Source organism: Mucilaginibacter phenanthrenivorans (assembly GCF_024721155.1).
GTDB lineage: Bacteria > Bacteroidota > Bacteroidia > Sphingobacteriales > Sphingobacteriaceae > Mucilaginibacter > Mucilaginibacter phenanthrenivorans.
Genome location: NZ_JAHVAP010000007.1, coordinates 441,541 through 466,096 on the forward strand (window position 1 = coordinate 441,541; position 24,556 = coordinate 466,096).

At 41.5% G+C, this 24,556-nt stretch carries 27 protein-coding genes; 21 read left to right on the forward strand and 6 right to left on the reverse strand.

Annotated features, from left to right (window positions below):
• Nucleotides 1-7 precede the first annotated feature (7 nt).
• Genes KXD93_RS19255 through KXD93_RS19265 form a run of 3 tightly spaced genes read left to right on the forward strand, consistent with a single transcriptional unit; the run spans nt 8 to nt 4,055 of the window.
• On the forward strand, nt 8-1,657 hold the full coding sequence (locus KXD93_RS19255; protein WP_258138972.1) for a RagB/SusD family nutrient uptake outer membrane protein: 1,650 nt from the start codon (nt 8-10) through the stop codon (nt 1,655-1,657).
• Nucleotides 1,658-1,681: 24 nt separating this feature from the next.
• Nucleotides 1,682-2,818 (forward strand): SusE domain-containing protein, encoded by a 1,137-nt coding sequence (locus tag KXD93_RS19260; RefSeq protein WP_258138973.1) that lies wholly within the window; start codon nt 1,682-1,684, stop codon nt 2,816-2,818.
• Nucleotides 2,819-2,876: 58 nt separating this feature from the next.
• Complete coding sequence (locus KXD93_RS19265) at nt 2,877-4,055, forward strand: glycoside hydrolase family 76 protein (RefSeq protein WP_258138974.1); 1,179 nt, start codon at nt 2,877-2,879, stop codon at nt 4,053-4,055.
• Nucleotides 4,056-4,223: 168 nt separating this feature from the next.
• Here the strand turns inward: KXD93_RS19265 and ychF are convergent, their stop codons facing one another.
• A complete protein-coding gene (gene ychF, locus KXD93_RS19270; protein WP_258139034.1) occupies nt 4,224-5,327 on the reverse strand; it encodes a redox-regulated ATPase YchF in 1,104 nt (367 codons plus the stop codon).
• A 198-nt stretch (nt 5,328-5,525) separates the two neighbouring features.
• On the opposite strand from ychF, the gene mgtE reads away from it, so the two are divergent.
• Nucleotides 5,526-6,899, forward strand: a complete 1,374-nt coding sequence (gene mgtE, locus KXD93_RS19275) for a magnesium transporter (protein WP_258138975.1) — start codon at nt 5,526-5,528, stop codon at nt 6,897-6,899.
• Between the two features lie 174 nt (nt 6,900-7,073).
• Entirely contained in the window at nt 7,074-7,376 is a 303-nt protein-coding gene (locus tag KXD93_RS19280) for a DUF5362 family protein (protein ID WP_258138976.1), read from the forward strand.
• Nucleotides 7,377-7,454: 78 nt separating this feature from the next.
• Here KXD93_RS19280 and KXD93_RS19285 read toward each other — a convergent pair whose 3' ends face one another.
• A complete protein-coding gene (locus KXD93_RS19285; RefSeq protein ID WP_258138977.1) occupies nt 7,455-7,784 on the reverse strand; it encodes a DUF3276 family protein in 330 nt (109 codons plus the stop codon).
• A gap of 117 nt (nt 7,785-7,901) precedes the next feature.
• Nucleotides 7,902-9,689: an ABC transporter ATP-binding protein gene (locus KXD93_RS19290; protein WP_258138978.1), complete on the reverse strand. Its 1,788-nt coding sequence runs from the start codon at nt 9,687-9,689 to the stop codon at nt 7,902-7,904.
• Between the two features lie 239 nt (nt 9,690-9,928).
• Here KXD93_RS19290 and KXD93_RS19295 point away from each other — a divergent pair, with 239 nt between their 5' ends.
• The 9 genes from KXD93_RS19295 to KXD93_RS19335 all read left to right on the forward strand — a co-directional run bounded on the left by KXD93_RS19295 (nt 9,929) and on the right by KXD93_RS19335 (nt 16,090).
• Nucleotides 9,929-11,014, forward strand: coding sequence for a Glu/Leu/Phe/Val family dehydrogenase (locus tag KXD93_RS19295; RefSeq protein ID WP_258138979.1), 1,086 nt, complete (start codon nt 9,929-9,931; stop codon nt 11,012-11,014).
• Nucleotides 11,015-11,062: 48 nt separating this feature from the next.
• Nucleotides 11,063-12,010, forward strand: a complete 948-nt coding sequence (gene nusB, locus KXD93_RS19300) for a transcription antitermination factor NusB (protein ID WP_258138980.1) — start codon at nt 11,063-11,065, stop codon at nt 12,008-12,010.
• 13 nt (nt 12,011-12,023) lie between these two features.
• Nucleotides 12,024-12,455 carry a DUF1573 domain-containing protein gene (locus tag KXD93_RS19305; protein ID WP_258138981.1) on the forward strand — a complete coding sequence of 144 codons (432 nt, stop codon included), beginning with the start codon at nt 12,024-12,026 and terminating at the stop codon, nt 12,453-12,455.
• 14 nt (nt 12,456-12,469) lie between these two features.
• Nucleotides 12,470-12,790 (forward strand): preprotein translocase subunit YajC, encoded by a 321-nt coding sequence (gene yajC / locus KXD93_RS19310; protein WP_258138982.1) that lies wholly within the window; start codon nt 12,470-12,472, stop codon nt 12,788-12,790.
• Between the two features lie 114 nt (nt 12,791-12,904).
• The gene (locus KXD93_RS19315; RefSeq protein WP_258138983.1) at nt 12,905-13,852 is read left to right on the forward strand and encodes a CdaR family protein; all 948 of its coding nucleotides are present in this window, start codon (nt 12,905-12,907) and stop codon (nt 13,850-13,852) included.
• Complete coding sequence (gene coaE / locus KXD93_RS19320; RefSeq protein WP_258138984.1) at nt 13,852-14,448, forward strand: dephospho-CoA kinase; 597 nt, start codon at nt 13,852-13,854, stop codon at nt 14,446-14,448. Before KXD93_RS19315 ends, coaE begins: the two co-directional genes overlap by 1 nt.
• A gap of 62 nt (nt 14,449-14,510) precedes the next feature.
• On the forward strand, nt 14,511-15,449 hold the full coding sequence (locus KXD93_RS19325; protein WP_258138985.1) for an MBL fold metallo-hydrolase: 939 nt from the start codon (nt 14,511-14,513) through the stop codon (nt 15,447-15,449).
• Between the two features lies 1 nt (nt 15,450).
• On the forward strand, nt 15,451-15,609 hold the full coding sequence (locus KXD93_RS19330) for a C1orf53 family protein (RefSeq protein WP_258138986.1): 159 nt from the start codon (nt 15,451-15,453) through the stop codon (nt 15,607-15,609).
• Nucleotides 15,610-15,640: 31 nt separating this feature from the next.
• Nucleotides 15,641-16,090 (forward strand): MarR family winged helix-turn-helix transcriptional regulator, encoded by a 450-nt coding sequence (locus KXD93_RS19335; protein ID WP_258138987.1) that lies wholly within the window; start codon nt 15,641-15,643, stop codon nt 16,088-16,090.
• A 51-nt stretch (nt 16,091-16,141) separates the two neighbouring features.
• Here KXD93_RS19335 and KXD93_RS19340 read toward each other — a convergent pair whose 3' ends face one another.
• The gene (locus KXD93_RS19340; RefSeq protein ID WP_258138988.1) at nt 16,142-16,711 is read right to left on the reverse strand and encodes a phosphatase PAP2 family protein; all 570 of its coding nucleotides are present in this window, start codon (nt 16,709-16,711) and stop codon (nt 16,142-16,144) included.
• Between the two features lie 120 nt (nt 16,712-16,831).
• On the opposite strand from KXD93_RS19340, the gene glmM reads away from it, so the two are divergent.
• From glmM to KXD93_RS19360, 4 genes are all read left to right on the forward strand, one after another.
• The gene (gene glmM / locus KXD93_RS19345; RefSeq protein WP_258138989.1) at nt 16,832-18,220 is read left to right on the forward strand and encodes a phosphoglucosamine mutase; all 1,389 of its coding nucleotides are present in this window, start codon (nt 16,832-16,834) and stop codon (nt 18,218-18,220) included.
• A 108-nt stretch (nt 18,221-18,328) separates the two neighbouring features.
• Nucleotides 18,329-19,465 carry a cysteine desulfurase family protein gene (locus KXD93_RS19350; RefSeq protein WP_258138990.1) on the forward strand — a complete coding sequence of 379 codons (1,137 nt, stop codon included), beginning with the start codon at nt 18,329-18,331 and terminating at the stop codon, nt 19,463-19,465.
• 97 nt (nt 19,466-19,562) lie between these two features.
• Entirely contained in the window at nt 19,563-19,865 is a 303-nt protein-coding gene (locus KXD93_RS19355; protein WP_258138991.1) for a hypothetical protein, read from the forward strand.
• Between the two features lie 91 nt (nt 19,866-19,956).
• A complete protein-coding gene (locus KXD93_RS19360) occupies nt 19,957-20,190 on the forward strand; it encodes a hypothetical protein (RefSeq protein WP_258138992.1) in 234 nt (77 codons plus the stop codon).
• An 89-nt stretch (nt 20,191-20,279) separates the two neighbouring features.
• Here KXD93_RS19360 and accD read toward each other — a convergent pair whose 3' ends face one another.
• A complete protein-coding gene (gene accD / locus KXD93_RS19365) occupies nt 20,280-21,125 on the reverse strand; it encodes an acetyl-CoA carboxylase, carboxyltransferase subunit beta (protein WP_258138993.1) in 846 nt (281 codons plus the stop codon).
• Between the two features lie 375 nt (nt 21,126-21,500).
• Between accD and fbaA the strand changes: the two genes are divergently transcribed.
• The 3 genes from fbaA (at nt 21,501) to KXD93_RS19380 (ending at nt 23,621) form a co-directional block, all read left to right on the forward strand.
• Entirely contained in the window at nt 21,501-22,580 is a 1,080-nt protein-coding gene (gene fbaA, locus KXD93_RS19370; RefSeq protein ID WP_258138994.1) for a class II fructose-bisphosphate aldolase, read from the forward strand.
• A 155-nt stretch (nt 22,581-22,735) separates the two neighbouring features.
• Complete coding sequence (locus KXD93_RS19375) at nt 22,736-23,230, forward strand: low affinity iron permease family protein (protein WP_258138995.1); 495 nt, start codon at nt 22,736-22,738, stop codon at nt 23,228-23,230.
• The gene (locus KXD93_RS19380) at nt 23,199-23,621 is read left to right on the forward strand and encodes a GNAT family N-acetyltransferase (RefSeq protein WP_258138996.1); all 423 of its coding nucleotides are present in this window, start codon (nt 23,199-23,201) and stop codon (nt 23,619-23,621) included. Before KXD93_RS19375 ends, KXD93_RS19380 begins: the two co-directional genes overlap by 32 nt.
• A gap of 73 nt (nt 23,622-23,694) precedes the next feature.
• Here KXD93_RS19380 and KXD93_RS19385 read toward each other — a convergent pair whose 3' ends face one another.
• The gene (locus KXD93_RS19385) at nt 23,695-24,555 is read right to left on the reverse strand and encodes a hydroxymethylglutaryl-CoA lyase (RefSeq protein ID WP_258138997.1); all 861 of its coding nucleotides are present in this window, start codon (nt 24,553-24,555) and stop codon (nt 23,695-23,697) included.
• Nucleotide 24,556: the final 1 nt, after the last annotated feature.

The window sequence follows — 24,556 nt, forward strand, 5'->3', positions numbered from 1 at the left end:
TAGAAATATGAACCTTTTTAAAAAGTTCTTCATTGCAGTTATAATAACTACAGCAATAACAGGATGTAAAAAGCTGGATATTGTTCCTACCGATAGATTTTCGGATGCTACATTCTGGAAGGTTGACGCCAACGTATACAACGCACTATACAATAACTACCATTTAATTTATAATGACGGTTTGTATTTTAGCGCAGAAGCCTTATCTGACAACGCTTACTCACGTGCAGGCGATCCTGCCATTATATCTGGTGGAAACGCAACTGCTGCTACCGGAAAGTTTGCAGGCGACTGGTCAAATTATTACTCTGACATAAAATCGTGTAACGAGTTTTTAACTTTTGTTGGTCAAAATACCACACTGTCAAAAGACGTATTAAACAGGATGATAGCCGAAACACGTTTTTTACGTGCCTTCGCGCATTTTAACCTGACAAAGTGGTGGGGAGATGTACCACTGGTAACCGACAATATTACTCCTGACGAAGCAAAAGTAATAGCACGCACGCCGAAAGCAGACGTCGTTAAATTTATTATTGCCGAACTGGAAGCAGCTATACCAAACCTCCCATCAAAAGATGCGCTTCCGGCAAGTGAAAACGGAAGGATTACTAAAGGTGCCGCACTGGCGCTGGAGGCGAGGGTGCTGTTGTACCAGGGCGACCGGATGGCTGATGTTGTTACTGTTTGCGAAAAACTAATAAACCAACAAAATGTTAATGGCAGCTATTCATTAAATTCAAGCTACACTGATTTGTTTAGCGACAAGGTGGTTAACAAAACCAATAACGAATCCATGCTTTCATTACAATATGTACCTACTACTTATACCTGGTCAGACTTCTTCGACTTTGCACCGCTATCAGTGGGTGGCCGCGTAATTGCAAATTCACCGACACAGGAGCTCGTTGACGACTACATCATGCTGAACGGAAAAGGTATTACTGATGCCGGTTCAGGTTATGATATCAATAATCCATACGTCAACCGCGACCCAAGGCTTACTGCCACCGTGGTTTATGATGGGTACAAATGGAACAATGGTGGCGGTGTTAATGGTACTAGTAAAACCATTTACATAAAACCTGGAAGTGATCCCGGTGATAATGCAAGTAATCCAAATGGTCCTGACGAATATGTTGGGGACAGGGAAAGCTCATCGCCAACAGCTTACTACTGGCGGAAGTACTTTGATCCAAATGCACTTGCAAGTTATGTATCCGGCTTAAACCTGCATTTGATCAGGTATGCCGAGGTTCTGCTTGATTATGCTGAAGCAAAAAACAGCCTAGGCCAAATGAATGCCGCTGTTTGGAACCAAACTATCGGTGCTTTGCGGGCAAGAGCCGGCTTTACTGATCCGGGTGCGTTAAACTACCCCGCCAGCGGTGATATGACTACCATCATCAGGCGCGAAAGAAGGGTGGAATTGGCTTTGGAAGGCATCAGGGTAGACGATATCAGAAGATGGAAAATAGCTGAAACTACGATGAACGGATATGCACATGGTGCCAGGTTCTCAGGAGACTTAACTACTGACAACGGTTACATCAGGGCTCAAAAAAGGCAATTTAACCCGGCCAGGGACTATTTCTGGGCGATACCTGCAAATGACCTTAGTCTTGATAAAAACCTAACCCAAAACCCAGGCTATTAATTCACAAAACCATAAACAGAAAAAATGAAGACTTTTATAAAAATAAGCTTTATGGTTATGTTAACCATTATTGCTATTACTTCCTGTAAAAAAGATACACGGGCCTTTAATGCCGATGTTGCCCCGGTAACCACGCTTTCTGCACCTGATAATGCGGCAAGCTTTACCCTCGCGCCTGCAACCGGGCCAAGCATCCAATTTAAATGGACTGCCAGCCCAACACAGGACCTTGTACTATACGAGGTAGCTTTTGATAAAGCCGACGGCGATTTTAGCAAGCCAATTTATAAGGTGCTTTCTGACGGATCAGGGGTGCAGACACAGGCTACAATAACGCAAAAGGTTTTAAATACCATTGCATCAATGGCAGGAATTGCCTCGTTAAGTACCGGAACTTTAAAATGGGCGGTTATTGTATCTAAGGAAACTAATGCAAAAGTTAGTACTACAAGCCATACCATTCAGCTAACCAGGCCGGCCGGCTTTGCCGTGCTGCCTGCAGCGCTTTATCTTACCGGAAGCGCTACTGAACAAGGTACAGATTTGTCAAAAGCCCTGCCATTTAAAAAGATCAGCGACGGTGTGTTTGAGTTGTACACTTCGCTAACCGCAGGCACTTATAGTTTAGTTGACGGCACCACCGGAACCCCAACCAGCTATTCTATCCAAAATAACATTTCTGTTGTTGCAGGTGGCAGCACAACCGTAACAGGCAGCAAAAATGTATACAGGATTTCGCTGGACCTTAGTAACGCAGCGGCCACTATAACTCAAATTGTTTCTGTTGGATTCTTTAACGCACCTGATAATAAAGTTTACTTTGAACTGCCTTATGTAGGAAACAGCCAGTGGGAAATTGATAATGTTAAAATTGTTATCCCGCAGGAGTCGTATGGTTTGGATAGCCGTTACAAGTATAAATTTACTGTGATGGATTCAAACGGGAATCAATCTGTAGAATGGTATGGAAGTATAAATTCCGATAATCCCGATCCTTCTACTGCCAGCCCTGCGTCCTATTTTTACATGTACCCGGTAGACAATTCACAATTTAATTTTTGCTTCAAAATTGTTCCGGCCTACAATAATAAAAATGCCAATGTTAATGTAAACTTTAGTCCGGGTATCCCGAACTATAACAATACAATTACTTTAAAATAAACAATTAAAATGGGTTACGGCTTGTTAGTTGTAACCCATTAATCTTTAAATCTACGCTATGAAATTCAAACGCATTAATTATTACACCCTAACCATATCAACGTTGTTTATTGGGTTGGCGTTGTCGTCTTGTTCAAAAAAGAACGACCCGGTACCGCCCCCAAAAAACACCGACACAACTACGGTAAAACCATTTGTTTACAATTACGCGTCGCTTGCGGATACATTGCAAACATATACTTATGGCACATTCAAATCTGCAGATGGTAATTACTTTATCCAAAACAATACCGGCAATAATACCTTTAACTATTGGCCGCAGGCACATATGCTTGACGTTTTAACGGATGGTTATTTAAGAACAAAAAGCGGGGTTTACACGCAAAGGATGAAAGCGCTGTTAAACGGAATTAAAACAGCGAATGGCGGCGCATATCCAAACGAATTTTATGACGATATGGGTTGGCTGGCCAATGCAAGTCTGCGCGATTATATCATAACTAATGATGCAGACTATTTAAACGTTGCCCAAATTCTATATGCCGAAATTAAAGGCGGCTCAAACAGCATAGCTGGTGGCGGCATAGCCTGGCAACGCAGCCAGCTATATTATAAAAATATTCCATCGACGGGCAACATGACGATCCTCGCCGCGCGGTTTTATGAATTGCAAAATAAAGCGGAGGACCTGGCTTTAGCCAAAAGCCTTTATACCTGGATGAAAACTAATTTAGTTAACGCAACATCAGGAGTGGTGCTTGACGGAATTAACCGGAACCAGGACGGGCAGGTAGACAATTGGATCTTTACCTATAACCAGGGGCTGTTTATAGGCTCGGCAGTTGAGCTTTATAACATCACGAAAGATCCCGCCTATTTGCAGGATGCAATCCGCACAGCGAACAATACAGTTGCTGATCCAAACCTTACGGTTAATGGTATACTTAAGAGCGAGGGCCAGGGGGATGGCGGACTTTTTAAGGGCGTAGCGGTAAGATACCTGACGTTGTTAACTGAACTACCGGACCTTGATGCCGCTGATAAAACAAAATACGCCAATTTCCTAAAGCAAAACGCACAGACATTATATGTTAAAGGTATTGGCAGGCCATCCTTTATGATAAGCCCAGACTGGAGCATACTTCCATCGGGGAGCACCGATCTTACCATACAATTAAGCGGTGTGATGATGATAGAAGCAGCGGCTAAGTTAAAGGCTGATGGTGCAATCAAATAGCATAGTGTTCGGAAAATATCCGACTATTATAAAAGCACTTAAGTAGGTTTAAGTTGGTTATCATCGTTCGATGATTTGGTAAGCGTCCCGGATGAGAGCCGGGACGCTTTTTTAATAATTGTCTTTTCTTTTTTTTCTTGAATCTTGTCTCTTGATTCTTGGCTCTACCTACACGTTAAACCTGAAATGCATTATGTCCCCGTCCTGAACAATGTAGGTTTTACCTTCAATACCTAATTTACCGTTTTCTTTAATAATGGCTTCAGATCCATTGAATTTTACAAAGTCCTCGTATTTGATCACCTCTGCGCGGATAAAGCCTTTTTCAAAATCGGTATGGATCACGCCTGCGGCCTGTGGGGCTGTAAAGCCTTTAGTGATGGTCCATGCGCGTACTTCCTGTACGCCGGCGGTGAAGTAGGTGGCAAGGTTAAGGAGCTTGTACGCAGCTTTAATTAGCTTATTTACGCCTGATTCCGTCAAGCCCAGATCATCCAAAAACATCTGGCGTTCCTCGTAGGTTTCCATTTCAGATATTTCAGATTCTATTTGTGCAGATATGATCAACACCTCTGCATTTTCTTCTTTTACAGATGCTTTAACTCTGTCAACATAAGCATTGCCGGTATTAACCGATGCTTCGTCGACATTACAAACATACATTACCGGTTTGGCGGTTAACAGCCATATGTCAGCAATATACTCCTGGTCCTCTTCAGCAACAGGTGCGGTACGGGCCGATTTACCGGCCAATAAGTGATTTTTATAAACAGTTAAAACATCAAATGCCTTTTTTGCCTCCTTGTCGCCACCGGTTTTCGCTGCCTTCTCAACCTTTTGGATCTTCTTTTCTATTGAATCCAGGTCCTTTAGTTGCAACTCTGTGTCGATGATCTCCTTATCGCGGATTGGATCAACAGATCCATCTACGTGAATTACGTTGTCATTATCAAAACAACGCAGTACGTGAATAATCGCATTTGTTGAACGAATATTTGCCAAAAACTGGTTACCCAGACCCTCACCCTTGCTGGCGCCTTTAACAAGCCCTGCAATATCAACTATCTCGATAACGTTTGGCACTACATTTTTAGGGTTTACTATTTCTGTAAGCTTTGTTAAGCGCTCATCAGGAACGGTAATTACACCCACATTTGGCTCGATGGTACAAAACGGAAAATTAGCCGCCTGCGCCTTGGCATTTGATAAGCAATTAAAAAGTGTTGATTTACCCACATTCGGTAAACCTACTATACCACATTGTAGTCCCATTATTTTATTTTCTAGTTCATGGTTCATGGTTGATAGTTCATAGAAAGGCAGCCATGAACCATGAACTATCAACTATGAACTTATCCCCAAAAAGTCCGCAAAGATAACAGAAAAAATTGCCCGTGTTTTGAAAAAATAAACGACTTTTGCGGCAATACACAAAACGACAGATTTAAATATGTAACAGGAGGTTTATTAATGGAAGAAATGGTTGAACAAATCAATGTATTACTTGAAAGTGAGAATACTAAACAGCTAAAAGAATATTTGAACAGCCTGAACATATCGGATGTTGAAGAACTGATAGATGAACTTCCTGAACACGGCCCTTTATTTATTGAAACCTTATCGCTTAACCGCGCCGTAAATGTATTCCGCATCCTGGATTTTCCAACCCAGGAACGCATCATCAAAAAACTTTCCGGCGAACGGGTTTCCGGCCTCATAAATGAGTTGCCACCGGATGACCGTACCTCGCTATTCAGCGAACTGCACGGCGATGCGGTTCAAAAGTTGATCCTGCATTTATCGCCTGATGATCGCAAAGAGGCGCTTTCTCTTCTAGGTTACGAAGAAGACTCCATCGGTCGTTTAATGACGCCCGATTATATCGCCGTTAAAAAAGAATGGGATGTAGAACGCGTGTTATCGCATATCCGCAGATATGGGAAAAATTCAGAAACTATAGACGTTATTTATGTAATAGATAAAGGCGGTGTTTTGCTGGATGATATCCGTATCCGTGAGATCCTGCTCGTAAAGCCTGAAACAAAAGTGAGTGAGCTGATGGACGGCCGGCTGATCTCCCTGAGCGCAAGTGATCCGCAGCAAGACGCGATCAACGTATTCAGGATGAACAACCGTACTGCGCTGCCGGTAATTGATGCCGAAAATATATTATTGGGTATTGTTACAGTAGATGATATTTTATGGATAGCCAACGAAGAGTATACCGAAGATATCCAAAAAATAGGGGGTACCGAAGCGTTGGACGAACCTTACCTGGATATCAACCTGTTTAAGCTGGTGAAGAAACGGGTAGGCTGGCTGATCATTCTTTTTTTGAGCGAGATGCTTACCTCAACAGCCATGCAATATTTTAATGATGAAATTGCCGTGGTGGTGCAATTGACATTTTTTATTCCCCTCATCATGTCGAGCGGTGGCAATAGCGGGTCGCAGGCGTCTACATTAATTATACAGGCCATGGCATTGGGCGAAGTTACCGTGGTTGACTGGTGGCGGGTAATGCGCCGGGAGATACTTTCAGGTTTGATGTTGGGCGCAATATTAGGTACCATTGGCTTTTTCCGGATCGAAGCATGGAGCTCATTCAGTAATATTTATGGGCCTCATTCATTTTTAATAGCTGTTACCGTTGGTTTGTCATTGATAGGCATTGTTTTATGGGGATCACTTGCGGGCTCTATGCTCCCGCTTGCGATGAAAAGATTGGGCCTGGACCCGGCAACGTCGTCAGCGCCATTCGTGGCTACACTGGTGGATGTTACCGGGTTGATCATTTATTTTAGCATCGCATTAGTGGTATTGGGCAGCGTGCTGCACAAATAATTGGGATATTCTGTTGTTTCATTAGGAAGAGTTTTTAACTTTAGATAAACTAAATCCAAAACAATAAATCACTTTTAAAACAATGGAGACACCGGAAATTTTTGAACAGCCAGCTGCAGAGCCTGCTTTAATTTAAAATTTAGAAGCGCAGTCTTACTTGCGTGAGGCAGGTAAATGGGCCAGCTTTTTAGGTATACAGGAATGATGGCTGGAATGAGTGGCTTTTTAACCGTTTTCTATTTGCTTATCGGTCTTGTTTATTTTTTCTTTTCTCTCTACCTATATCAATTTGGTAGCCAGGTAAAAAAGGGAATCATGTTTTTCGACAATAATCATGTAACGGGCGCTTTTGGTAAATTAAAGTCGTTTTTTAAACTTTGGGGGATCCTTACAATTATCATATTGTGTTTGTATGCACTGATAATTATAGGCGCTATAATATTTGGTGCAGCAGCGGCATCAATGATGAACAAATAGATCATCGCTAAAAATAGAAAACCCCTGCTTGGTTAAGGCAGGGGTTTAATTTAGTTTAGTTAGTTTAGTTTGTTCTGTTTAAATTTCGAAGGAGAAGTCCTCATCAGCAGTTTTTGCAACTTCCTGGTGTTCGCTGTATTCGTAGCGTTTTTCAACAACTTCCTGGTTTGCCTTAATGTACTCGATAGTATCCTTTAAGCCCTCTGCAAACTTTTCAAAATCCTCCTTGTACAAAAAGATCTTGTGTTTAATAAAAACGCCGTCTTCCAAACGCTTTTTGCTTTCGGTGATCGTAACGTAATAATCGTTCGAACGGGTCGCTTTTACGTCAAAAAAATAAGTCCTCTTCCCTGCTCTTACCTTCTTTGAATAAACCTCTTCACGCTCTCTGTTTTCAAAATCTCCCATAATATATTATCGTAACTAGTTTTGGTTGGCATAAATATAAATAATTTTTCAAAGTACAAGTATTAATTCCAATATAAATGAACTTTTGTTAAGATTATTCTATTTTTCGGCCGATTTCTATGCGCTTTCCTCTTCTTCAAGCAATTGTTTTTCGTATAACTCAAAGTAAGTGCCTTTTTGCAGCATCAGGTCCGTGTGATTTCCCTGTTCAATAATTTCTCCATTTTCCATCACCAGAATCTTATCAGCATTTTTTATTGTGGAGATGCGATGGGCAATAATGATACTTGTTTTCCCCAGCATGTTCCTGCCAAGGTTATTTAAAATTTCCTCTTCAGTCCGGGTATCAACTGCCGACAGGCAATCGTCAAAAATAAGGATCTGCGGCTGCTTAACTATCGCCCTCGCTATGGACACACGTTGCTTTTGGCCGCCAGATAACGTTATGCCGCGCTCGCCAATCAACGTTTCAAAACCTTGTTCAAGCTCCATAATGTTGGTATAAACAGCTGCGTCTTTGGCCGCCTGGTTCACCTTGTCCATTTCAAGCACGTCGGCGCTGAATGCAATATTATTGGCGATAGTATCTGAAAAGAGGAAAACCTCTTGTGGTACAAAGCCAATTTGCGATCGGTAACCCTCCAGGTTAAGCAGTGTAATTGCCTGTTGGTCGATCATGATCTGCCCGCCGGTCGTATCGTACATTCGCATAATTAAATTGGCGATGGTTGATTTGCCAGATCCTGTACGGCCTATAATGGCTACCATCTCGCCCGGTTCCGCAACAAATGATACGTTCTTTAATGCCTGGATCCCGGTATCGGGATAAACAAAGGAGACATCATTGAACTCGATGCGGCCATTGATGTCAATTTTGGCAACATCCGGCGAGATGATCTCGGGTTGCTGGTCTAAAAACTCGTTGATCCTTTTTTGAGACGCAGCGGCGCGCTGGATGAGCGATGTTACCCAACCTAAGGCAATAACCGGGAAGGTAAGCTGATTCAGATAAACAATAAATTCAGCAATATTACCCGAGGTGATATTGCCCTTCATCACCTCCACGCCACCTACATACATGGTGATAACGTTACTTAAACCGACTAAAAGCAGCATAAGCGGGTAAAACATGGCCTGTACCTTTACCAGCTCCATGGAGTGGGTTTTATAGTTTTCGCTCTCGGCCGCAAACTTGCTGGTTACGTGCCCCTCACGAACGTATGATTTAATAACCCTGATTCCGGAAAAATTTTCCTGTACAAAGCTGGAAAGCGCTGAGAGGCGCTGTTGGATTTTTTCGCTGCGGAAATTGATGGTATTGTTTACGTAATAAATGATGATTGCTAAAATAGGCAGCGGTAATACCGACCAGATAGCCAGCCTTACATTCACCGTAAGCATTACATAAATAACCATTACAAAAAGCACCACTGTATTTATGGTGTACATAATTCCCGGCCCCAGGTACATGCGCACACGGCTTACGTCTTCGGTAACGCGGTTCATCAAGTCGCCGGTATTGTGGCGGCGATAAAACGCAAGGGAAAGCTTTTGGTAGTGGTGATAGATCTCATTCTTAAGATCATACTCTATATGCCGCGACATTAAGATAATTGTTTGCCGCATAAAAAACAGGAACAAACCGCGAATTAAAGCCAAAACTAATACCAGCACACCAAACAGGAACAGGCTATAGCCAAAGATCTGGTAGATAATTTCCTGCCTGTTAAAACCTGAAAAAAGTCGGTAAACCGCAATGTTTTCGGTTACCAGGTCAAATGCAACCCTGATTACCTGCGCCGGAAGTATGCCGAAAATATTGGATATGATTACGAATAGCACCCCCGGGATAAGTCGCCAGCGATATTTGATGAAAAACTTATTGAGGTATGCAAGATCCTTCATGTGTTGAGAGTCCGGAAGACGGAAAGACCAAAAGTAGAATAATGAAATTACTTATTCAACACATGAATAAGAATGTACGAAAGATGACAATATTTTCAAGATTAGGTGATTTGGATTTCTTTTTTTCTTTCGGACTTTTCCGACTTTTCCGTCTTTCGAACTAACTTAATGTTTGCCGCAATAAAAAAAACACCTACTTTTGTCCACACTGAACACATTATTTCACTTTGTCACCTCTGATGCCGAATTCAAACTCAAACGAATCAATTTTTAGCCAGCTCGAGGCTTTCGGGCATAAAAAAGTTGTATTCTGCAGTGATCCTGATACCGGCTTAAAGGCAATCATCGCCATTCATGACACCACACTTGGTCCTGCCTTGGGCGGAACACGTATGTGGGCCTATAAAACTGAAGCTGATGCTTTGCACGATGTGCTGCGTTTATCAAAGGGGATGACCTATAAGGCTGCTATTACAGGACTCAATTTAGGTGGGGGTAAAGCGGTTATCATTGGCGATTCGCACAGGAACAAATCGGAGGCTTTGCTACGCAAGTTTGGGCGGTTCATAAAAAACCTTAACGGCGAATTTATAACTGCCGAAGATGTTGGCACCAATCCGCGGGATATGGAATATATTCGTATGGAAACCCAGTATGTTACCGGCGTGCCTGAATCAATTGGTGGCAGCGGTGATCCGGCCCCAATAGCGGCCCTTGGTGTTTTTATGGGAATCAAGGCCTGTATAAAGGAACTTTACGGCAATGATAACCTGGCAGGCAGATCGGTAATTGTACAGGGGATAGGACACGTAGGAGAGAACCTGGTGAAATTACTGCGTGACGAAAATGCTAAAGTTTATGCCAGCGATATCAATGAGGACAGGCTTGGCCAGGTCGCAAAAAAGTATGGCGCCGAGGCAGCATCAAACAATATTATTTTTGATATTGATGCAGATATTTATGCCCCATGCGCTTTAGGTGCAACCATCAACACGCAAACAATAAAAAAATTAAAGTGCGCCATAATTGCCGGCTCAGCTAATAACCAGTTGGAAGATGAAGCCGTACACGGGCAAATGTTGCTTGATAAGGGTATTTTATATGCGCCAGACTATGTAATAAATGCAGGCGGCCTGATAAATTGCTACTCTGAGCTGATGGGATTTAGTAAAAAGAGGAGTCTGCAACTGACGGAAAATATTTACGAGGCAACACGTAATGTTTTAAAGCTTTCTAAAGCCGAAAGCATTTCCACCATTGAGGCAGCAAACAAAATTGCCGAAAAAAGAATCGACGATATAAAAAAAGTAAAATCAACCTATTAAATACAATCAAAATCCGCTATTTTTGCGGACTAAAATCGTTCTTACAAAATGTTAAACCGCAGACACCTAAGGGTAAAAGTTCTTCAGTCGTTATACGCTTATCACCAATCAAACAGCGGCGACATCAAACAGCATGAAAAAAATTTATTGCAAACCATTGATAAGGTATACGAAATGTATATCTGGATGCTGTCATTAATCTCAGAAATAACCAGCTACGCAGAAAACGATGCCGAGGAGAGGGCTAACAAACATTTGCCTACCGCAGAGGACCTGAATCCCAATCTTAAAATATTAACAAACAGGTTTATCCTGTCGTTGCATGAAAATAAGGACTATTTAGCAGGACTGAAAAAATATAAAATAGCCTGGGATTTTGAACCTGAACTGGTTAAATCCTTGTTCATTATTCTTAAAAATTCAGAAGATTACAAGGAGTACCTGGTAAAAACAGGCGACACTATACAGACGGATAAGGATATCATCAAATTCATTTTCAAAAAGGTGATCCTCAAGTCGTCATTAGCCGAACAGGTTTTTGAAGATAAGTTTTTATACTGGCCGGTTGATAAGGATGTTTTGCAAGCTTTGATTGCAAAAACATTTAAGAACTTTGCAAACGACGAGCCTGAGCTGAATAAGCTGGCCGAAGTAACCGGCAATTGGGAAGAGGACAGGGATTTTATTGTTAACTTATTTGAGGAAAGCATCCGTCATAATGAGGAATATCAAAACCTGATAACCAGTAAAACCCAAAATTGGGAGCCTGACCGTATAGCAATGATGGATACATTGCTAATGAAAATGGCGATTGCAGAGTTTGTTAATTTTAACTCAATCCCGGTTAAGGTAACCATAAATGAATACCTGGAGATCTCGAAGGAGTTCAGTACGCCAAAGAGTAATTCATTTATAAACGGTATATTGGACAAGATTTTAGCTGATTTAAAAGCAACAAATAAAGTAAAGAAAATAGGCAGAGGACTAATTGAATAACCCCTTAAATACAATGAAAAGACTGTTTTTAACCTTATTGGCGGCAGGTGTATTATTATCAGCCTGCAATTCAAACAAAACCGGAGCCGCTGCTGCTGACTCTACTAAAACCACAGGTAACGCCGCCAGTACGGCTGCGATGAAATTTGAAAACGATGCCCATGATTTTGGTAAAATAAAAACAGGCGACAAGGTTAGCTACGATTTTAAATTCACCAATACCGGCAGCTCTCCGTTAATTATTACTGATGCTGTTGCAACGTGCGGCTGCACCAAACCCGAATGGCCAAAAACACCGGTTAAGCCCGGCGAAAGCGGCATGATACACGTTACATTTAACAGTGCAGGCAAATCTGGTCTGCAGGATAAGCAAATTACAATTACCGCCAACACCAATCCTGCTCAAACCAGGGTACATTTAGTTGGCGAGGTACTGGCAAAATAAATTTATAAATTAAAATGATAGCAACTATTTTATTACAGGCTGCAGGCGGACTTCCAACACAGCAAATTATAACCTTTGCGTTAATTGCAGTAGTGTTTTATTTCTTTATGATAAGGCCGCAGGTTAAAAAGCAAAAGGATCAGAAAAAATACGTAACTGAATTAAAAAAGGGTGACAAGGTAGTTACCACTGCCGGGATACACGGAAGAATAGTTGATGTTAACGATACCACCTTTTTAGTAGAAGTTGATAATGGCAAGATCAGGTTTGATAAATCTGCAATATCATTAGAAGCTTCGAAGGCGTTAAATACGCCTCCGGTGGTTACAAAGTAAGCTGAAAGCTTAAAGGCGAAAGCAAAAAGCAAGACAGAAAATAGAGCTGAAAGTATGAAGTGGAAAAGCAATTGCAGCTTTTAGCTTTAACCTTTCAGCTTTTAACTTTTCTATATGGCAATAATAAAGTTATCTGCAACAGAACGAAGACGGGCATCGGCATTTTTTACATGCCTGGTGCTTGCCATTGTTGCGTGGGTCTTTACGGTGATGTCAAATTCCTACAGTTATACTGTTAAAGAGGTGCTGAATTTTAAAAATACGCCGCAAAGGCGTGCTTTTCATTCATTACAATCAGATACGGTTAATGCGATTATTAACGGTAGTGGCTGGCAAATGCTTTTTTCAAAGATGCATAACGATGTAAACCCTGTTTCGGTAGATCTGAGATCGCTTGAATACAAAAGCTATATCGTGCTCAGTTCGCAGCTGGCACAGATCAACGAAAAAAAAGACCCGGGGCAGCAGCTAGTCAGCTTTAATCCCGATACGCTTTATTTTGATTTCTCTAACAGGAAGGTGAAAAGAGTCCCTATACAGTTGTTAAGCTCGTTAGGTTACAAACATCAATTTTCGCAATCAGGGAATATTACGCTTAACCCCGCCTATGTGATTGTAAACGGCCCCGCCAATGTTATTGATAATATAACCAGCTGGAAAACGGACACATTGAAGCTGGACAGTATTGCTGAAACGATAACCACAAGGGTGAACTTACAGGCTACCAGGGAGGGCAATATCAGTGTAGTGCCTAAAAATGTGCAGGTAAATATTCCTGTTGATGAGTATACTGAGAAAACGCTGGAGATTCCGGTTAAATTGATCAATAATAATGACTATGATGATGTGAAAATTTTCCCGCTAAAGGTGCGGGTAACCTTTACTACTTCATTAAGCCGCTATGCGCAAACTGATGAGGATTTTTTTGAAGCGACAGCAGATCTTGATCTTTGGCGTAAACATGGTTACAAATCATTGCCGGTGGTGATCTTTAAATCGCCGGCGTACAGCAAGATCGTAAAGATTGAACCGCAGAATGTTGATTTTATCATCAAAAAATAATGCTTAAAATAGGTTTAACCGGGAATATAGGCAGCGGGAAAACTACCGTCAGCAAGGTATTTGAGCTATTGGGGATTCCTGTTTTTTATGCCGATGATGCTGCAAAAAATGTTATGGTAAATGATCCTGTCCTTATTGAAGCTATCAAGGCGACTTTTGGAAAATTATCTTATTTTGAAGACGGGAGCTTAAACAGGAAGCATATTGCCAACATAGTTTTTAATGATGCTGATGAATTGATAAAACTAAATGCATTGGTGCATCCGGCAACATTCAGGGCATTTGATGAATGGGTAAGGAATGTTAAAAATGATGCGCCTTATGTTTTAAAGGAGGCCGCGTTGCTTTTTGAAAGTGATTCGTATAAAATGTGCGATTATTCCATCATGGTACAATCGCCGCTTGAAACGCGGATCCAACGGGTGATGAAACGGGATAACCTTACGCGGGCCGAAGTTGAAGGCCGCAATGCCAAACAGTTTACTGAAGAAAGGAAATCGGGATTGGCCGATTATATAATTATAAATGACGAGGTGCAGTTGGTAATACCCCAGGTTTTGAAATTGCATGATGAATTTTTGTCATTAGGTCATTAAAGTCATTAGGTCATTGTTAACGACGCCACATCTCTATCATTCCCGAACGCAAAAATGACTCAATGATAATAGAAAATTTTGTTTCCTTTAACCCCAACGGCCTTTACTGCAAATACGGTGATTTTTATTTAGATCCGATTCTGCCTGTAACACGGGCTGTGATCTCGCACGCACATGCTGATCATGCCTTGCCGGGGAATAATATCATTTTTTGTACGGAGGCTACCCACGCTTTTATGAAATTACGATATGGAAAAAATGCAGGCAGGGAGTTTAATATCGCCGGATATAATTCACCTTTTAATGTTGGTGGCGTTACCGTAACTTTTGTTTCCGCCGGCCACATGCTTGGTTCTGCACAGGTTTTAATGGAGTACCAGGGCGTTAGGTATCTTTACACCGGCGACTATAAATTACAGCCTGATGCTACCTGCGAGCCCATTGAATGGGTAAATGCTGATGTGCTGATAACCGAAAGTACCTTTGCAGATCCCGCAATTTTGCACCCCGACCCGGTTGAGGAAATAAAAAAGCTGAATGACATTAAAAGCAATATCCTGCTTGGCGCTTATGGATTGGGCAAAAGCCAGCGACTGATCCACATGATAAATGAGTATGCGCCCCAAAAGCAAATCCTGGTGCATCACCGCATAATGCCAATTAATGCCATTTATGAAAAGATGGGAATGGTGTTGGGTAAGCACCAAATTTATAGCCGTAAATTAATGAAGGAGCAGGACGAGTTTGTTTATATAGTGCCGCCCTTTACCTTTGACAGCTATATCAGGGCTGCGGGTGTGAAGCGGTTATTTGCATCCGGCTGGAAAAACTTGCAGGTTAATAACCAGGATACGCTATACATATCTGACCATGTAGACTGGGACGATATTTTACAAGCCATTGCGCACGTAAAGCCAACACAGATCTGGACATTGCACGGCAATGGAATGCATTTGAAAAAGTATTTCGGCGATGATATCTTTGTGAAAATCCTTAATTGAAATGCTCGTAGAGGGAATTGACTACTATATTAATGAAGATGGCAACTTTGTTTTTACAAAGGAATATCACTTAAAACGCGGATATTGTTGTAAAAATAAGTGCCTTAATTGTCCGTGGGATTATGGAAAACCCGATCAGGCTAAGGATGTTAAGAAATAATTAAGGATATTTGTATTAAGGCAATAATATTATGCGGATAGACGACGAAATACAAAGCAGTAAATTTGAGAATAATTACCATAAGGCAATTATCAATCTCTCATATACCTATGGTTGGGTAAACAACCTGTCGCGCGGGCTTTTCGAACAAAATAATATTACGCTGCAGCAATTCAACATCCTACGGATCTTAAGGGGGCAATACCCGAAACCGGCCACGGTGAATTTACTAAAAGAGCGGATGGTTGATAAAATGTCGGATGCCTCGCGTATTGTTGATCGGCTGGTACAAAAAGGTATGGTATCCCGTTGTACCAACACAAAGGATCGTCGTGCCGTTGATATCAGGATAAGCGAACAGGGCCTTGAAATCCTTGCAAAAATGGACCAGGAGTTTAAAATTAAGGACTTGCTTAAAGATAATCTAACCGAAGAGGAAGCTGCGCAATTAAGTGATTTGCTGGATAAGTTGCGTGGGTAATTTCTCCTCGAGATTTACGAAGTTTTTAAAACTTCATAAATCTGAAATTCTTTAAGCAACCCAATTCGGCATGATCTTCCTAAACAATACCGAAAACGTCCATCCTACAAGAATTCCGTAAAGCGCACCGCAGAAAACGTCTATTGGGAAATGTACACCTACGTATACCTGTGCGAAGCTGATGGCACTAGCCCAAAGAATAGCCCAAAACCAGATCCAGCGCCATTTTTTATGAAACAACATGATCAGGAAAAAAGCCACTGCGAAATGATCGGTTGCATGTGTTGAGGGGAAGCTGTAACCTGTTCCGCAAGGTACGCGGGCTATATCAGTTTTTGAAACAATTGTATCCCGGCAGGGCCTGTCCCTTTTTACCATTTGTTTTGCAATATTTGCGCTGGTGAAATCCGCAAATCCTGCGGATAAGGCTAACAGTAATATGATAATCAGGCCCTGTTTTTTGTATCTATAGATGCAAAAGCCGATAATAAACAAGTAAAGCGGGATCCAGAATTTAGCGTTGCGCATCCAGGGCATTATCCAATCAAAAAAAGGATTGGTAAGATCATGGTTGATGAAGTAGAATAGATGCCGGTCGAGTTGTAAAAGGAAATCGGGCATTGCCTGGATTAATTATAAAGCTGTAAATATAACTATTTACCACAGGGTTAAAACAATGTAATTTTTATTACTGCTTCGGTTAAATATCTTTATTTTTGCGGGCACAAAAACATTTACACTTTGACATTAATAAAATCAATTTCGGGAATAAGAGGCACCATAGGTGGTTCGGTGGGAGAGGGATTAACCCCCCTGGATATTGTAAAATTTACAGCGGCATACGGAAGTTGGGCCGTTAAAAAGTCGGGCTTAAAAAAGGTTGTTATAGGCCGCGATGCCCGCATCTCGGGTAGTATGGTAAATAGCCTTGTTATCGGTACCTTGCAGGGTTTGGGAATTGATGTGATCGATCTTGGTTTATCCACTACACCAACTGTTGAAGTTGCCGTTCCTGATGAGAAGGCGGCCGGTGGCATTATCTTAACCGCCAGCCATAACCCAAAACAATGGAATGCACTGAAATTACTGAACGCCGATGGTGAATTTATTAGTGATGCCGATGGTAAAGAAGTGCTCGAAATAGCTGAAGCCAGCGATTTTAAGTTTGCCGATGTAAATGACCTTGGTAATGTTGATAACAGCGAAAACTATTTACAAAAGCATATCGACAAAATATTGGCGCTGCCTTTGGTTGATGTGGATGCTATTGCCAAGGCTAATTTCAAGGTGGTTATTGATTGTGTAAACTCAACAGGTGGCATTTTTGTACCAGCTTTGTTAAAAGCGTTGGGTGTAAACACTGTTCATGAACTTTATTGCAAGCCTGATGGCAATTTTCCGCATAACCCGGAGCCATTACCGGAGAATCTTACCGCGCTTTCAAAGGAAGTAGTAAGCAAGCGTGCCGATTTGGGTATAGCTGTCGATCCGGATGTTGACCGCCTTTGCTTTGTTTGCGAGGATGGCAATATGTTTGGCGAGGAATATACGCTTGTAGCGGTTGCCGATTACGTGTTACAGAATACTAAAGGGAATACCGTATCTAACCTATCATCAACCCGCGCGTTGCGCGATGTTACTGAAAAGGCTGGCGGCGAATACCATGCTGCTGCGGTAGGAGAGGTGAACGTTGTAAACAAAATGAAGGAAGTAAATGCCGTGATAGGTGGCGAGGGCAATGGCGGGGTGATTTATCCCGAATTACATTACGGCCGGGATGCTTTAGTGGGTATCGCGTTGTTTTTGACGCATCTTGCAAAATATGGTAAATCGGTTTCGAACCTGAGAAGCACTTACCCGGGATATTTTATCTCCAAGAACAAAATAACGCTTACGCCTGAGATGGATATTGATGGCTTGCTGCTAAAGGTTGAAGAGAAATATAAGAAGCAACCCCACAGCACCATCGATGGCTTGAAGATAGAATTTGACAAAGAATGGGTACATTTGCGCAAGTCAAATACCGAGCCGATCATCCGGATCTATTCGGAAGGGAATTCGGAAACGGTTGCTAACAACCTGGCAAATAAAATTATTGCCGATATAAAAGAGATTTTAAAGTTAAGTTAGCCCGGAACTCGGTAAAGACCGGAAGATAATAGTAGTAACAAAATTTGCTGTGAATTATTGATTTATACATCATTAATTCACTAACTGACCCATTCATCAATTACAAACATGCGTGTTTATTTAGACAATGCTGCCACAACGCCACTTGACCCTGAGGTAACTAAGGAAATGATAAAGGTAATGGAAAATACCTACGGTAACCCGTCATCCATTCATTCACATGGCCGTGAGGCACGCACACTTATCGAGAGGGCTCGCAAAACTATAGCTAACCTGCTGCATACCTCGCCTGCTGAGATCTTTTTTACTTCAAGCGGTACCGAGGCTGATAATACAGCCATCAGGTGCGGCATTATCGATCATAACATTAAACATGCCATCACCAGCCGTTTGGAGCACCATGCAGTTATCCATACCATGGAAGCGCTTGAAAGGGCAGGCGTTATTAAATTAAGCTATGTTGATGTAGACGGCAAAGGAAGTGTTGATTACGATCATTTAGAAACTTTACTAAAGGATAATGAACGCAGCTTTGTATCCCTGATGCATGCGAATAACGAAATAGGTACCCTTTCGGATATGGAGCATGTTGGTGATATTTGCGAAGCCTATAATGCCATTTATCATTGCGATACTGTACAAACCATGGGGCACTATCAGCATGATTTGAGCAAGCTAAAAGCACATTTTTTGGTTTGCGCAGGGCATAAGCTACACGGACCCAAAGGCGTTGGCTTTTTGCACGTAAACCATCGTATAAAAATAAAGCCATTGATCTATGGCGGTGCGCAGGAACGCAATATGCGCGGTGGTACTGAAAATATTTACGGTATTGTTGGCCTCGCCAAGGCGCTTGAAATAGCCTACAGCGAAATGGAACAGCATCAGCATCATATCCAGGGCTTAAAAACCTATATGATCAATCAGTTAACCGAAGGCATCCCCGGCATCAATTTTAACGGCGAAACCGATCCTGCAAAAAGCTTATATACTGTATTGAATGTGCAGTTCCCTGAAATGGAAATGGCAGATATGCTGTTGTTTAACCTGGATATAGCCGGTATTTCTGCGTCTGGCGGCAGCGCCTGCAGCTCGGGAAGTGATATTGGTTCGCATGTATTAACCGCAATTGGCGCAAGTTCTTCACGGCCGTCTGTACGTTTCTCATTCTCCAAATACAGCACTAAGGAGGAGGTAGATTACACCGTAGCTAAGGTTCGCGAGCTTTGTTTGGTTAGCGCTTAAACTTCTGCTAAATTTTCCCGGAGTATAGTTTTTTTACACTTTGTAAAAACAAAACGCGGAATTCGTTGGTTTATTTAATTATAAATTAAAAATCGCCATGAATTCAAATAATCAAAATCCCGGAAGAAACCAGGAACGTTCAGGCCAGGGTCGCCCGAACGAAATTCCTGAAAAAAAGCAATCTGAACAGGAAGGATCGGGTTATTCTCAACAAACAGAACAGGAGCAGCAGCAAAGTGGTAACGATGCCTCATATAGTGAGCGAAATGACGTTACTCCTCCCGATCAAAAGGAATTTCCCGCAGTAGGAAATGCAACCACCGATTTTAAACCAAGTAATCATGGCCGTACAACCGGCAGAATGGTTGGTCATGAGCCTGGTACCGAAGGCGGCATATAAATAATTAAATTTTTCTGATAAAAGATCAGTATTAACGAAGGGTTATCATTATTGGTAACCTTTCTTATTTACATCTATAAATGATAAACCAATGGAAAATAATAATATAGATCCAAAAATAAAACAGCAGGATGCTGATTTGGATGATCCCACAAAATCCTTTAAAAATTCAAGAAGTGAACATGCCGCCGAAATAAATCGCGGCGACCCAAAATCAAAAACTTACAAGGGTGAGGGAGAGGCTGAAGTTGATGGGCCGAACTACGATAAACTTAGCGAAGGCTCCGAAGGCGACACCGGCCAAAATGCAGGCATCTTTAAATAAATATTAATATTCAGCCTGAATCTGCACAAATGAAAAGAGGTTGCCTTTTTGGACAACCTCTTTTTTATTTTGAATGTTTAAGACCTGTTTTAATTAGCCATCATTTTTAAAAATGAGCTTAATCTTTCTTTCATCTCTCTGCGGTCGACGATGAAATCTAAGAATCCGTGTTCCTGGACAAATTCAGCAGTCTGGAAACCTTTTGGAAGATCCTTTTTAATAGTTTCCTTTATAACACGTGGTCCTGCAAAGCCTATTAATGAGCCCGGTTCCGCAATATTGATATCGCCAAGCATCGCATATGATGCAGTTACTCCGCCCGTGGTAGGATCGGTTAACAATGAAATATAAGGAATTTTAGCCTGTGATAGTAAAGCCAGCTTTGCGGATGTTTTAGCCATTTGCATCAATGAAAATGCAGCCTCCATCATACGCGCGCCGCCCGATTTGGAAATCATCAGGAAAGGAACCTTGTTAGCAATGGCATAATCAATTGAACGGGCAATTTTTTCGCCTACAACTGAACCCATTGAACCGCCGATGAAGTTGAAGTCCATACAGGCAATAACCAGGTCTTGCCCGCCGATTTTGCCGGCTCCGGCGCGAATAGCATCCTTTAAACCGGTTTTGCTCATGGTTTCCTTTAGCCTGTCGGTGTACTTTTTGGTATCCTCAAAATGCAGCGGATCACCTGAAATCAAATCAGGGAACAATTCTGTAAACTCGTTATTATCAAAAAGTATGGAGAAATATTCCTTTGAACCGATGCGCAGGTGATACCCGCAGTAGTGACAAACATATTGATTTTCAACCTGTTCGGAATAGTGAAGGGGCTTCTTACATTCAGGGCATTTGTTCCAGATCCCATCAGGGGCTTCCTTCTTTTCCTCAGTGGTCGTAATTATCCCTTTGATCTCACGTTTAAACCAAGCCATATCTATATCTAACTCTTTCAATTGACTGCAAAGTAACGAAATATTTTCCGAGATGTAAGATATTAGATGTGAGATATGAGATCGGGGAGAGTTATGAAGTAATAATTCGTGCCCAATATCATGGTTTACAAACGGTTTTGCAGCTGTTTTTATTTAGTTTCCTTAAGTCAAATCGCTTATCTCAAACCTTATATCTCAAATTTTACATTTGATTATTGTAAAACTCTAAATTTACACTTCATTTATATACTTGTTTTTAGCATAAACATAATTAACAATTGTTTATTCAAAAACTTGCAAAAAGTGATGTTTAAATAAGTGATTATTACCTATGACCATTATTTTTTTTAACTTCGAGCCCCAATTAAAAGTTAAATGGATTTAAAAAATTATAAGGGCGTTTTGCACGGAGACCAGGTGCAGGAGCTATTTGAAGCAGCAAAAAAGCACCAGTTTGCTTTGCCTGCGGTAAACGTAATAGGTACCAATACCATTAACGCGGTTATGGAAACGGCAAAGGCTGTTAACTCCCCGGTGATTATTCAATTATCAAACGGTGGTGCACAGTTCTATGCCGGTAAATCATTAGACAACTCTAAGCTGCAGGCTTGTATCCTTGGCGGTGTATCTGCTGCAAAGCATGTGCATTTGTTAGCCGAGCATTACGGTATAGCAGTGATATTACATACGGATCATGCTGCGATGAAATTTTTACCATGGATCGACGGCTTATTGGATCACGGTGAAAAGTTTTTTGCTGAAACAGGCAAGCCATTATTCTCGTCGCACATGCTTGATCTTTCAGAAGAGCCTTTGCACGAAAATATCGAAATCTCTGCCAAATACCTTGCCCGCATGGCAAAAATGGGTATGACACTCGAAATTGAGCTTGGTGTTACCGGTGGTGAGGAAGACGGTGTTGACAACTCTGATGTTGACAGCTCACGTTTATATACACAGCCAGAAGATGTAGCTTACTCGTATGAGGAGCTTTCAAAGGTTAGTCCGCGTTTTACAGTTGCAGCAGCATTTGGTAACGTACATGGCGTTTACAAACCAGGTAATGTTAAACTACAACCGGTGATTTTACATAACTCTCAGGAGTATGTTAAAAAACACTTTGGCCTTACTGCCGAAAAACCGATCAACTTTGTATTCCATGGCGGATCAGGTTCAACCCAGGAAGAGATTAGGGAAGCCATATCTTATGGTGCTATAAAAATGAATATTGATACCGATATGCAATGGGCTTATTGGGAAGGTATAAAGGATTATTATAAATCAAAGGAAGGATACCTGCAAACCCAAATCGGTAACCCGGACGGCGAGGATTCTCCGAACAAAAAATATTATGATCCGCGCGTTTGGTTGCGCAAAGGCGAAGAAAGCTTTGTTAAAAGGCTGACCGAAGCATTTGGCGATTTGAATTGCATCGATGTAAATAGTAAGTTATAGTTTATTAGGTTGATTAAGTGAGTGGTTGATTATGTTGAAAATTGCAACAATCACTTAATCAACTCAATCTAACTTAGTGCACTATTAAACAAAAAAAGCGGTAATGTTAAAAAAACATTATCGCTTTTTTTTGTTCTGTATCAAATAGTTTTACCATGACTAAAAAGAAGAACTTATTTGAACGTTTTGCCAATTGGGCCACTATAGCAACGGGTAGTTCGGCCGCCTTTATAGGAGCCGCAGCTATCATATTGATCTGGGGCATAACAGGGCCGATCTTCCAGTACTCAAATACCTGGCAGCTCATCATCAATACAGGTACTACAATAGTTACCTTTTTGATGGTGTTTTTGATCCAGAAATCTCAGAATAAGGATTCGAAGGCGATTCACCTTAAACTGAATGAGTTAATAGCATCGCACCAGGGTACCAGTAACCGGATGGTGAATATTGAAGATCTCACTGAAAAAGAACTCGATCATTTACAAAAATTTTATGTGCAATTATCTAAATTAGCCGAACAGGAAGATGATTTAACCTGTACGCATTCTATTGATGCGGCTAATGAAAATAATTCAAGTAAGCAAGCCAGTTTTAAGCAAAGAAACTCGTATAAAAATGCCCATAATAAAAGCGCGCAAAGTAAGTGATGCTGCCGACGTTGAAAAAGTATTTGCAATCCGCTATGAAGTATTTGTAGGCGAGCAACACTGCCCTCCCGACCTTGAGCTGGAATTTAACGATGTATCGACACATTTTTTAGCAACAGTTGACGCCGAACCCGCTGGAGCATGTCGCTGGCGCAAGACGGAGAATGGCTACAAGTTGGAACGCTTCGCTGTACTGCAGAAATTTCGAGGAATGGGCGTAGGGCAGGTGCTGGTGAAAGCCGTTTTGGATGATCTGCCTGCCGATGCCACTTATGTTTATCTGAATTCACAAATCCAGGCGGTGAGTTTATACGAGAAATTTGGATTTGAAAAAACCGGGCCGGAATTTGAAGAAGCGGGGATGAAGCACTATAAGATGGTTAAAAGTTGATTAAGTTGGACTGGGTTGATTGAGTTAATTGGTTTTAATGATTTTTGCTTAACTCAAATAGCGAGTCTCTTAATCAGCCAAAAACCTTTCCCGAATATTCCATCGCCTCCCTGAATTTATCCATATCAAGCCCTATGGGCTCGTTTTGAGATTGTAAGTATATAATCAGGTTTTCTGTAGCTATGTTGCCTGTAAGCTCGTCTTTAGCCATTGGGCAGCCTCCGTATCCTTTTACTGTAGTATCAAAACTTCTGCAACCGCTTTTATAGGCGGCTTCAATTTTTTTCTGCCATGTATTGGGTGTTGAGTGGAGGTGAATGCCAATGTCAGTTTCCGGGAAGTTGCTTTTTAGTAACGGATATAAACTACTGATTTGTTCGGGACTTGCAATGCCGATCGTATCAGCCAACGCAATGTGTTGAATGCCCTCGTCAATCAGCTTTTCTGCCCATTGCAATACTATTTCTTCGTTCCATTCATCACCGTACGGATTTCCAAACCCCATGGACAGGTAAACAAGAAGTTGCTTGTTGCGTGCACCGCATAATTCATTCATCCGTTTTACAGTATCAAATGAATCATTAATACCTGAATTTGTGTTTCGTCTTTGAAATGTCTCCGAAATTGAAAAGGGGTAACCCAAATATGATATTTCCGGGTGGCTGGCAGCTTCTTCCGCGCCGCGATAATTAGCAATGATAGCTAACAGTTTCGACTTGCTATTGCTTAAATCAAGCTTACTTAAGACATCCGCAGTATCCCGCATTTGAGGGATAGCCTTTGGCGACACAAAACTGCCAAAATCTATCGTATCAAAACCAACTTGTAAAAGCGAATTTATATACGCCACTTTTAGATCGGTCGCTATAAAATCATGCAGCCCCTGCATGGCATCGCGCGGGCATTCGGTTATTTTTACGGTTGAATTTGTCAAA